The organism is Corallococcus exercitus, assembly GCF_003611585.1.
Classification (GTDB): domain Bacteria; phylum Myxococcota; class Myxococcia; order Myxococcales; family Myxococcaceae; genus Corallococcus; species Corallococcus exercitus.
This window is the reverse complement of the sequence record NZ_RAVW01000344.1, coordinates 1-10,757: the sequence shown is the minus strand read 5'-3', so window position 1 is coordinate 10,757 and position 10,757 is coordinate 1. Positions and strand designations below refer to the sequence as shown.

Sequence of the window (10,757 nt, the reverse complement as noted above, 5' to 3'; positions counted from 1 at the left end):
GCACCGGCCTGCCCACCACCGCGCAGGCGGGGCTGTCCTTCGCCGCGACGCTCGTGGCCCGCTGGGTGGTGGACGGGGCCACCGGCGGAGGCCAGACACGGCTGTGGACGCTGGACTTCGCCACCTGGAAGCTGGAGTCGCACGCGGTGACGCGGCGTCCGCAGTGTCCGGATTGCGGCGACCCCCACTGGATGGAGGCGCGCGCGAAGGCGCCGCTGGAGCTGGCCTCGCGCCCCAAGCGCTTCACCGGCGACGGCGGCCACCGCATCCTCACGCCCGAGGAGACCTGGGAGCGCCACCGCCACCTGATCAGTCCCGTGACGGGCGTGGTGAGCGACCTGCGCGCGGTGCCAGGCGACGCGCCCCTGGGCCACATCCACTCCGCCGTCTTCCGCGTATGCCCTTGGACGGACGCGCCGGCCTCCGACGACTTCCACCGCGTGGCCAGCGGCAAGGGCCGCACGGAGGCCCAGTCCCGCGCGGGCGCGCTGTGTGAAGCGCTGGAGCGCTACAGCGCGGTGTTCCAGGGCGACGAGCCCCGCGTCCACGCCACGGCGTCCCAGCTGGGCGCGAAGGCCGTGCACCCGGACGCGCTCCAGCACTTCAGCGCCGCGCAGTTCCAGGCCCGGCCCGACAGGCTCGAAGGCGCGGCCCGCCGCGACATGCGCACCGCGGTGCCCCTGCCCTACGCGGATCAGCCCATGGACTGGAGCCCCGCGTGGTCGCTCACGCACGGGGGCCACAAGTACGTGCCCACGTCGTTCGCGTACCTCTTCACGCCCACGCCTCCGCTCGGCGACGGGCCGTTCTGCCTCTTCAACTCCAACGGCAACGCGGCGGGCAACTGCGTGGAGGAGGCCATCCTCCAGGGCTTCCTGGAGCTGGTGGAGCGCGATGCAGTGGCGCTCTGGTGGTACAACCGCCTGCGCCGTCCGCGCGTGGACCTGCGCTCCTTCGACGAGCCATGGTTCGCGTCCGTGGAGGCGCACTACCAGTCGCTCGGCGTCCAGCTGTCCGTGCTGGACCTCACGCACGACCTGGGCATCCCGGTGTTCGTCGCGCTCGCGTGGTCCCCGGAGCGAGGGCGGGCCTGGGCCGGGTGCGGCTGCCACTTCGACGCGAAGCTCGCCGTGCAGCGCGCGCTCACGGAGGTGGCCCAGTGCTACGACCCGAAGGACACGTCCCCGTCGCCATGGGACTCCAGCGCGCACGACGACGTCACCTGGCTCTTCCCGGACGAGTCGGTCCCCGCGCGCGTCCGTGCCGACTTCCCGCGCGTGTGGCATGACGACCTGCGCGACGACGTGCGCGAGTGCGTGGCCCGTGCCGCGCGCGTGGGACTGGAGACGCTGGTGGTGGAGCAATCACGACCGGACGTGGGCGTATCCGCCGTGAAGGTCATCGTCCCGGGGCTGCGGCACTTCTGGCGCCGGCTGGGCCCTGGCCGGCTGTATGACGTCCCCGTGCGGATGGGGTGGCTGAAGGCCCCGAGGACCGAAGCGCAGCTCAACCCCGTGCCCTTCTACTTCTGAGTGATGGCATCGCCTCCTGAACCCAAGCCACGCCTCCTCCTGGTCCAGTGCGGCCCCGACCGGCGCCACGTGGACCGTGAGACGGAGGACTTCGACCCCGAGCGCGGGCTGGTGAAGCGCGCGACGATGACGCCGCTGGCCTGCGCGACGCTCGCGGCGCTCACGCCGGATGCCTTCACCGTGGACATCTGGGACGAGGAGCTGCACGGGCAGCTGCGCGCGGACACGGAGCTGCCGGACTACGACCTCGTCGGCGTGTCGGTGATGTACTCCGCCCTCACCTACCAGGCGCGCTTCCTGGGCGGCCTCTTCCGCGACCGGGGCGCCACGGTGGTCGCGGGCGGCCCCGCCGTCTCCGCCGCGCCGGAGGACTACCGGGGCTTCTTCGACGCCCTCTTCGTCAACGAGGCGGAGCGCACCTGGCCGCGCTTCCTCGCGGACTGGCTCGGCGGCGAGTACTCCCCCGAGTACCGCCAGCTCGACAAGCCGTCGCTGAGCGAGAGCCCCCTGCCGCGCTGGGATGCCGTCGCGGCGGACTTCCCGCGCTACGCGTGGGGCTCCGTGCAGACGACGCGCGGCTGTCCCTTCGACTGCTCCTTCTGCGACGTCATCTACCTGTACGGCCGCAAGCAGCGGCACAAGCCGGTGGAGCGCGTGCTGGAGGAGGTGCGCACCCACGCGGCGCTGGGGGCGGAGGGCGTCTTCTTCGCGGACGACGAGTTCATTGGCGACGCGGGCTACGCGAAGGAGGTGCTCGCGGGGCTGGTGCCCTTGAACCGCGCCCTGCCCCGCCCGCTGCGCTTCTTCACCCAGGTGACGATGAACCTGAGCCGCGACGCCGCGCTGCTGGAAGGCATGGCGGACGCGAACTTCTACACCGTCGTCCTGGGCATCGAGTCCTTCGACGCGGGCGCGCTCAAGGAAGCGCAGAAGCACCAGAACGTGCGCGCGGACCTCGTGGGCGACCTCTTGCGCATCCAGGCGCACGGCATCGGCCCCCGGGGCAGCTTCATCGTCGGGTTCGACCACGACACGCCCGCCGTCTTCGACTCGCTGCACGCGAACATCCAGCGCACGCACCTGCCCTGGGTGGTGGTGGCGCCGCTCCAGGCTCCGCGCGGCACGAAGCTGTGGACGCGGCTGCGCGCGGAAGGCCGGCTCGCCACGCCCCGGAAGGCGCACTCGAAGGACCGGGGCGCCATCGTGCTCAACGTGATGCCCCTGGGCATGACGCGGCCCCAGCTGCTCGAAGGCTTCCGCGACCTGGTGGAGCGGCTGTCCACCTGGGACGCCGCCTGCGAGCGCATCCGGGGCTTCATCGCCGGCATCCAGCGCCCGCCCCAGGTGCGGGAGCCCGAATGGCCGGAGGCCGTCACCGACCGCTTCCTGCGCGAGGTCACCGCCGCCTGGGCCCTGACGCCGGGAGAGCGCCAGGCCCTGGGAGATACGCTCACGGAGGTGCGCCGCACCGCCCCCGCGATGCTGCCGCGCGCGGTGTTCTTCCTCGCGCGCAACCAGAACGAGCGCCGCCGGCACGAGCGCCTCTTCACGGACTTCGACGCGGTGCTGGCCGCCGAGCGCCAGGGCGACCTCGTCCCGGACACGCAGCCCGTCTACGTCCCGGCCACCTTCGCCACGGCGATGCGCGACGTGTTCCCGGACCTCTTCGTGCGCCTGAGCCGCGACCTGCCCGACCGCCGCGACGTGCCGGAGGCCTCGCGCGACGTGCTGGTGGACTTCGTCGCCCGCTGGGGCGAGGGCTTCCAGACGCTCCAGCCGCAGCACCACGAGTTCCTGCGCGAGCTGTGCGACCGCGCGGTCGAGGCCCGGGGCGGACGCGCGGGAACGCTGGAGGACGCGGAGGAGCAGGCCCTGCGCACCCAGGCCCGCCGCACCGGCCTGCTGGAAGCGCTGCTCAAGGACGTGCGCGACGAACTCGCGAGCTGGGGACCCTGACGCATGCGCGACGGCCTTCGCATCTTCGACGCGGACCGACACGTCCTGGAGCCGCTGAGCCTGTGGGCGGAGCAGCTGGAGCCCGGCCTGCGCCGCCACGCGCCCCGGCCGGGACGCCTGCCGGACGAGACTTTGGAACAGCGCCTGGAGCGGCTGGGCCCCCAGGGCCTGCTGCCCGTGCAGCCCCTGCCGGAGGTGGACGGCAAGCCGCTGTGGAACCACATGCCGGAGAAGGCCTGGGTGGAGTTCTCCGCGCGCGCCTACGCGCAGCTGGGCCGCAATGAGCTGCTCCAGCGGCCGGACGTGTACCTGGCCCAGATGGACCGCGACGGCGTGGACATGGCGGCCCTCTTCCCCACCTACGCGCTGCTCCTGGAGGGCTTCTGGCCCCTGAAGCCCCACGTGGCCACCGCGTTCGCGTCCGTCTACAACACCTGGCTGCATGACTTCTGCGCGCACCAGCCGGAGCGCCTGCGGGGCGTGGGGCTCATCAGCCGCCACGAGCCGGAGGCCATGGTGGCGGAAGTCCGCCGCGTCGCGGGCTTCGGCTGGCGCGCCGTCATGGTGCGCCCCAACCCCATCGGCGGCCGGCTCCTGTCCGACGCCGCCTACGAGCCCTTCTGGGCCGAGTGCGAAAAGCTCTCACTCGCGGTGGTGCTGCACGGCAGCGGACACGTCTATGTGCCGTCCGCGGGCGCGGACCGCTTCGACACCCGCTTCGCCAACCACGTCTGCGCCCACCCCATGGAGCTGATGATGGGACTGCTGGCGCTGCTCCAGGGAGGGGTGCTGGAGCGCCACCCCGCCCTGCGGATTGGCGCCATGGAGGCCGGGTGCGGCTGGTTGCCGTACTGGGCGTGGCGGCTGGACGAGGAATATCGCGCTGTGGGTGCAGAGGTCTCCGCCACCATCCGACAGCTCCCTTCCTCCTACCTGCGCCAGCACTGCTTTGTTTCCCTGGAGCCGGATGAGCCGTACCTGTCTGACGTGGTGCGCCACCTCCCGGAGGACCGCCTGGTTTTCGGAACCGACTTCCCCCACCTGGACCACGGCGAGGATGTGCTGGGGTCACTGCTGTCCTTGCGTGACGTGATGACCGAAAGTCGTCTACGAAAGGTTCTCTGGGAAAACCCGACTCGGTTCTACGGCGTGGAGCGGTGAGGCCGCACGAATGAGATTGTCGCTCGCCGAAGGTGTGGCGCTGCGTTGCCCCGACGCGGAGGACGCGCGTGTGGAGGGCCCTGGCCGCTCGCTGCGGTTGGGCCCGCTGGCCCCCGGTGTGCGCGCGGTCTTCGAGTCGCTCGCGGACGGAGGCATCCACGAGGGAGAGGTGCCGGCCGCCGCGGGCTCCGACACGACGCTCGCGTGGTACTGGCTGGACCTGGCGGGCGACGGCGGCCTGCTGTCGTGGACGGTGGAGGAGCGGGGCAACCTGCTGCTGACGCTCACGCCCGCTTCCGCGTCCTTCCTGCGCCACCGCGCCACGTTCGACGCGACCCAGCCGCTGCAGCTGTCGCGCTTCGCGCACACGCGCATGGCGGAGGGCCGCGCGGTGCTGGACTGCCCTACGGTGCACGCCACCGCGGCGCTGCATGATCGGCGCGTGGTGTCGCTGCTCTTCGACATGGCCCGCCCCACGCTGCTGGCGCGGCTCAACCAGTTCAACACCGGCATCGAGTCCTTCACGCTGCGCGAGCTGGTGCGCCTGCTGGCGGAGACAGGCATCCTGGTCCCCAACGGGCTGGACGTGCCGGCGTCGGAGGAGACGCAGACGGCGCTCAAGCAGTGGGAGCCGCACGACCTGCTCTTCCACCTGCGCTCGCGCGGCTGGGGCCACCAGACGCGCGCCGGGGCCACGTACCGCTTCCGGGGCGAATTGCCCAACCCGCCCGCCATCAAGCCGTCAGTGACGGTGGAGACGGTGGAGCTGTACCGGCCGGACCTGGCGGCGCTGCGCACCGAGGACCGCTCCTTCACGGAGGTGGTGGAGGCCCGCCGCAGCCTGCGCGGCCGGGGCGCCACACCGCTCACCGTGCGGCAGCTGGGTGAGTTGCTCTACCGCGCCGCGCGCGTGCGCGACGTGCGCACCACGCAGGACGGTGAAATCACCGACCGGCCCTACCCCAGCGCGGGCGCGGCGTACGCGCTGGAGCTGTACCCGCTGGTGGGCGAGTGCCAGGGCCTGGCCCCGGGCGCCTACCACTACGACCCGCTGGGCCACCGGCTGGAGAAGCTGAGCGGCCCCACGCCGGAGTTCCACGCGCTGCTGGACGAAGCCCGCGCGCCGGTGGAGCCCTACGAGCGGCCCGAGGTGCTGGTGGTGGTGGCCGCGCGTGTGCCCCGGCTCGCGTGGAAGTACGAGACGCTGGCGTACTCGCTGGTGCTGCAGGACACCGGAGCGCTGGTGCAGACGCTCTACCTGGTGTCCACCGCGCTGGGCCTCAGGCCCTACGCGCTGGGCCGGAGCGATCCGGACTTCTTCCAGCGCGTGGCGGGCGTGGACGGCTTTGGCGAGGCCAGCGTGGGCGCCTTCGCCGTGTCGGGGGGCGATCCTCCGGACCCGGCCCCCTGAGCCCGGCTTGAAGCCGGGCGGCGGCTTTCAGCAGCAGGGGCTGCCGCAGCAGTGCGAGCGGCCGTAGGTGTCGGTGAGGCTGGAGAGGGCCACGGCGTGGTCCGCCACGTCGGCCGGCTTCTTCGGCAGGTGCAGCTCCACCTCCGCGCTGTTCACCTTCCAGGTGCTGTTCGCCTCCGCGTCCTTCGCGGTGGAGGGGACCACCTTCAGGTGGATGCTGGCCGGCAGGTCGAAGTCGAAGCGCTTCTTGAGGGCCTGGCGCGGGTCCTTCTGGAGCGCGGCCTCGAACTCGGGCTCCTTCCACGCCAGCGCGACGGCGCGCATCCACACGGCCTGCCAGTCATTCACCGTGGCCTGGGCCCCCGCGCTCCGCGTGGGCTTGCGAGCCACCGGGCGGGCCCGTGCGGGCGCGGGCGCGGCCTTCGACTCCGGCTTCTTCTTGCTCATGTCAGCGTTCTCCCTCCCAGCGCTTCCAGCAGCGCGCGGGCCTCCGAGACGGGCGGCGTTCCCCATCCTTCGGAGAAGGTACTGTAGACGGTTTGCAGGCGTTGCCGGGCTTCTTCCTGACGTCCCGAGGCCTGGAGCACCCGCGCCAGCGCCGTGACGGCCTGCAGCTCGCGCATCCGCGCCCCCTGGGCGTGTGCCACCTCCGCCGCCTGCCGGAAGCACTCCTCCGCGGTGGGTGCAGTGTTTCCATCCCGCTGCACCAGCACCTGCCCCTTGACGCGCAGCAGCTTGGACTCGTGGTACGCCTCGCCCAGGGCCTGGGCGCGCTGCCGGCCGTGCTCCACCGTGGCGAGCGCCGCCTCCACGTGGCCCAGCTCCAGCTCCAATTCCGCGAGCATGGCGTAGTAGCCCGGCTGGTCCATCTCCGTGCCGAACGCCTCTCGCATGGCCACGCCGCGCCGCATAGCCTCCAGGTCCTTCGCCGCCCAGCCGCGCAGGATGCCCACGTAGGCGGACTGCTCCAGCAGGCCGTAGCGGTGGGACAGCTCCGCGTGCTGGGAGATGAGCTGGAGCGCCTCCGCCCGGTCGCCGTGCTCCTGCGCCATCAGCAGCAGGTAGATGAACGACAGGCCGATGCTGGTGCCGTGGTTCAGCTCGCGGCCCCACGCCACCGCGGCCTCGCCGTGCGCCTTCGCCTGGTCCGGGAAGCCCAAGAGCCACAGCCCCCGGCACAGCACGGACTCGCCGCCCACGCGCGTGTCCTGCCCGTAGAGGATGCGGTGGATCCGGTGCGCCACCGGGTCGAACAGCGCCAGGCAGCGCTCCGCCTTCGCCTTCGCCTCGCCCAGCCGGCCTTCCAGAAGCTCGATGTTGGAGAGGATGGTCAGCGCCACCGCCTCCTGCCCCGCGTCCCCGGTGCGCTGCGCCAGCGCCACCAGCCTGTCGAGCAGCCCGCGCACCCGGCGCTGGTCACCTCCCAGGTGGTAGAAGATGGAGAGGACCCACAGCGTCGGGGCCGCGTAGGGGCTCTCCCCCACCGTGAAGAGCAGCTCCAGCGAGCGCTCCGCCACGGTGCGCAGGTCCTGCGAGCGCCAGCCCTGCGTGGACATCAGCGCCGGCGCGAGCACGCCGTTGAGGCTCAGCTCCAGCTGCGCGCGCTCCACCGGGTCGTCGATGGCGTCCAGCCACGACAGGCCCAGCCGGGCGAAGAGGATGGCCTCCAGGTAGGCGGAGCGCACCAGCGCGGCGAACGCGGCCTTCTGCGCGTACACGATGGCCTTGCGCTTCAGGTTCGCGGCCGCCCAGTGGTGCGCGAGCAGGTCCGGCCGGGACTCCACCTGCTCCGGGAAGTGGGCCTCCAGCGCCTCCGCCGTCTTCGCGTGCACCTGCTGCCGGTACCGCTTGAGCATGGAGTCGTAGGCCGCGTCCCGCACCAGCGCGTGCTTGAAGAGGTACACGGGCCCCTTCGGCCGGCGCTTGCGGTGCAGGAGCCCGGAGCCCACCAGCCGCTCCAGGTCCGCCTCCAGCGCCTCGGGCGTCAGCGGGCTCACGTGGCGCAACAGCTCATGCGTCAGCTCGCGGCCCAGCACGGAGGCGATCTGCGCCGTCTCCTTGCTCCGGCCCAGCCGGTCCAGGCGCGCGACGAGCAAATCACGCAGCGTGCCCGGCACCGCCGCGCCCGCCTTGCCCGCGTCCAGCGCGAAGCGGCCCTCGCGCTCCACCAGCGCGCCGGACTCGCGCAGCGTGCGCACCAGCTCCTCCACGAACAGCGGGATGCCGTCCGTGCGAGTGGCAATCTCCTCCAGCGCCTCCGCGGACAGCGGGCCTCCGGCGGCGGCGGTGGCCAGGCGCTCCACCTCCGCGCGAGCCAGGGCCCCCAGCTGCACCTGCGTCACGGACGACGAGGCCCAGGGCGGCTCGAACTCCGGCCGCGCGCTGAACACCGCGAGCAGGCGCGACGAGGACACCTCCTCCACCAGCGCCTTGAGCAGCTCCAGCGTGGAGGGGTCCGCCCAGTGCAGGTCCTCCATCGCCAGCACCACGGGCTGGCGCTCCGCCATCGCGGCGAGGAGCGAGAGCAGCGCGTTGCGCGTGAGCTCCCGGTGCTTCAGGGGCGACACGTCCAGCGGCGCCCACCGCTCCGGCGGCAGCGGCAGGGACAACAGCGACGCGAACAGCGGCAGCGTCTCCGGCAGATCGAAGCTGTAGCCGGACAGCAGCGCCTCCAGGCCCGTCAGCCGGCCTTCGGGCGACAGGTCGCGGTTCGGGTCCAGCATCCGCGTGAGCAGGTCCACCACGGGCATGTACGCCTGGCCCGAGCCGTCCTGCGTGCAGCGGGCCTCCAGCCACGTGTGGGGCTCCGCGCCCAGCCGGTCTCCCAGCTCGCGCGTGAGGCGCGACTTGCCGATGCCCGGCTCGCCTGAAATCAGCACCGCCTGCCCCTGCCCCGCGCGCACCTGCTCCCAGCGCGACAGCACCAGGTCCAGCTCGCGCGCGCGGCCCACCAGCGTCAGCGCGTCGTCGGTGCCGCTCCACGTCGCGTCCGCGCCCTGGAGCACGAACGTCTCCAGGCCCGGGGGCAACAGCTCGTTCGGGGACGCGGGCACGCTCTCCAGCGGGAAGTGCTTGCGCACCAGCTGCTGCGTGTCGCCCGTGACGAGGATGGCGCCCGAGGGCGCGGAGGTGGACAGCCGGAAGGCCAGCTTCGGCGTGGTGCCCACCACGAAGCCCAGGCCGGAGAGCGTGGGGTCCCGCTGCTCGCGCGACACCACGAGGCCCGTGTGCAGGCCCACGCGGATCTCCACCCGCGTGCCGCGCTCGGCTTCAATCGCGCGGCCGCGCCGCCGGACCTCCGCCACCATGTCCAGCGCCGCCTGCGCCGCTCGGCGCGCGTCGTCCTCCCGCGCCGCCGGATAACCGAAGTAGAAGAGGACGATGTCGCCCAGCGCGCTGGCGATGTGGCCGTTGTAGCGCCGGGCAATCTCGATGCAGACCTCCTGCTGGGCGCCCAGCACGTGGTCCAGCTCCTCGATGTCCACCGGCCCCGGCGACGTCTGCGTGGCGGACAGCGTGCAGCACACCACCGTGAGCTGGCGGCGCTCCCCTTCCGCCCAGCGGCGCGCGCGCGTGGACAGCGCGTTGGGCGTGCGGCTGGACAGCTCCACCGTCGCCGTCTCCGCGTTGGGAGCCGCGGGCTGGATGCGCACGGGCGCGGGCCGGCGCGGCAGGTTGGACACGTCCACCGCCTCCAGCTGGCGCAGCAGCACCTCCGCGGACACGGTGCGCTGGGACGGGTCCTTCGCGGTCGCGCGCTGGAGCAGCTTGCCCAGCGGGTGCGCCGCGATGGCCGGCGGGATGGTCACCGGCTCCGTGGAGAGCTGCTGGAAGATGACCTCCGCGACGGTGGCGCCCTCGAAGACGCGCTTGCCGGTGAGGCACTCCAGGAACACCAGCCCCCACGCGTACAGGTCCGAGCGCGGCGTGGGCGCCTGCCCGCGCAGCTGCTCCGGCGCCGCGTACGACGGCGTGCCCAGCGACTCGTTGGTGGACGTGATGCGCGGCTGCGGCTCCGCGCGCGTCAGCTCATCCGTCACCGACCCGATGCCGAAGTCCAGCACCAGCGCGTTGCGCCGGGCGCCGGTGGGCACGACCATGATGTTCGCGGGCTTCAGGTCGCGGTGCACCACGTTCTGCGCGTGCGCGCACGCCAGCGCGTCCAGCAGCTGGAGCATCAGGTGGCGCGTCTCCACCGGGTCCAGCACGCCTTCTTCCGCGAGCACCTGCGCCAGGTTCTTCCCCGGCACGAACTCGAAGATGGAGTAGACGGCGCCGCCCTGCGCCCGGCCCGAGTCGATGAGCCGCACGATGTTCGGGTGGTGCATCTGCGCGCACAGCTTCATCTCGCGCTCGAAGCGCGCGCTGCGGCGCTCCACGGACTCCGGCGTCGCGCCGTCCGTCAGCCTGAGCAGCTTCACCGCCACGTTCTGGCCGGTGGTCACCTGGCGGGCCTTGTAGACGCGACCGAAGCCGCCCTCGCCCAGCTCGGACAGGAGTTCATACCGGCCGTGGAAGGCTTCCAGCAGCTGGGGATCCATGGGGTTCTTCATCGCGTTCCCGAGCCTCGCTCCATTGATGACCGTCCCCCCCGCCTGGGCAGGGTGATGACGAACTCCGTGAACTCACCCGGCACCGTCTCCATGCGGAAGGTACCCTGGTGGCCCTGCACGATGATGTCATGGCTGAGTGACAGC

At 72.4% G+C, this 10,757-nt stretch carries 6 protein-coding genes; 4 read left to right on the top strand and 2 right to left on the bottom strand.

Features of this window, described 5'->3' with window-relative positions; genetic code table 11:
- From D7W79_RS31345 to D7W79_RS31330, 4 genes are all read left to right on the top strand, one after another.
- The coding region (locus D7W79_RS31345) for a TOMM precursor leader peptide-binding protein (RefSeq protein WP_120529046.1) at nt 1–1,532 on the top strand (1,532 nt) is incomplete at its 5' end.
- A gap of 3 nt (nt 1,533–1,535) precedes the next feature.
- Entirely contained in the window at nt 1,536–3,488 is a 1,953-nt protein-coding gene (locus tag D7W79_RS31340; RefSeq protein ID WP_147442140.1) for a B12-binding domain-containing radical SAM protein, read from the top strand.
- A gap of 3 nt (nt 3,489–3,491) precedes the next feature.
- Entirely contained in the window at nt 3,492–4,649 is a 1,158-nt protein-coding gene (locus tag D7W79_RS31335) for an amidohydrolase family protein (RefSeq protein ID WP_120529044.1), read from the top strand.
- A gap of 10 nt (nt 4,650–4,659) precedes the next feature.
- Nucleotides 4,660–6,060 (top strand): SagB/ThcOx family dehydrogenase, encoded by a 1,401-nt coding sequence (locus D7W79_RS31330; protein ID WP_120529043.1) that lies wholly within the window; start codon nt 4,660–4,662, stop codon nt 6,058–6,060.
- Between the two features lie 27 nt (nt 6,061–6,087).
- Here D7W79_RS31330 and D7W79_RS31325 read toward each other — a convergent pair whose 3' ends face one another.
- Nucleotides 6,088–6,507: a BMA_0021/BMA_0022 family TOMM bacteriocin gene (locus tag D7W79_RS31325; protein WP_158617093.1), complete on the bottom strand. Its 420-nt coding sequence runs from the start codon at nt 6,505–6,507 to the stop codon at nt 6,088–6,090.
- Nucleotides 6,504–10,601, bottom strand: a complete 4,098-nt coding sequence (locus tag D7W79_RS31320; RefSeq protein WP_244222074.1) for a TOMM system kinase/cyclase fusion protein — start codon at nt 10,599–10,601, stop codon at nt 6,504–6,506. Before D7W79_RS31320 ends, D7W79_RS31325 begins: the two co-directional genes overlap by 4 nt.
- Nucleotides 10,602–10,757: the final 156 nt, after the last annotated feature.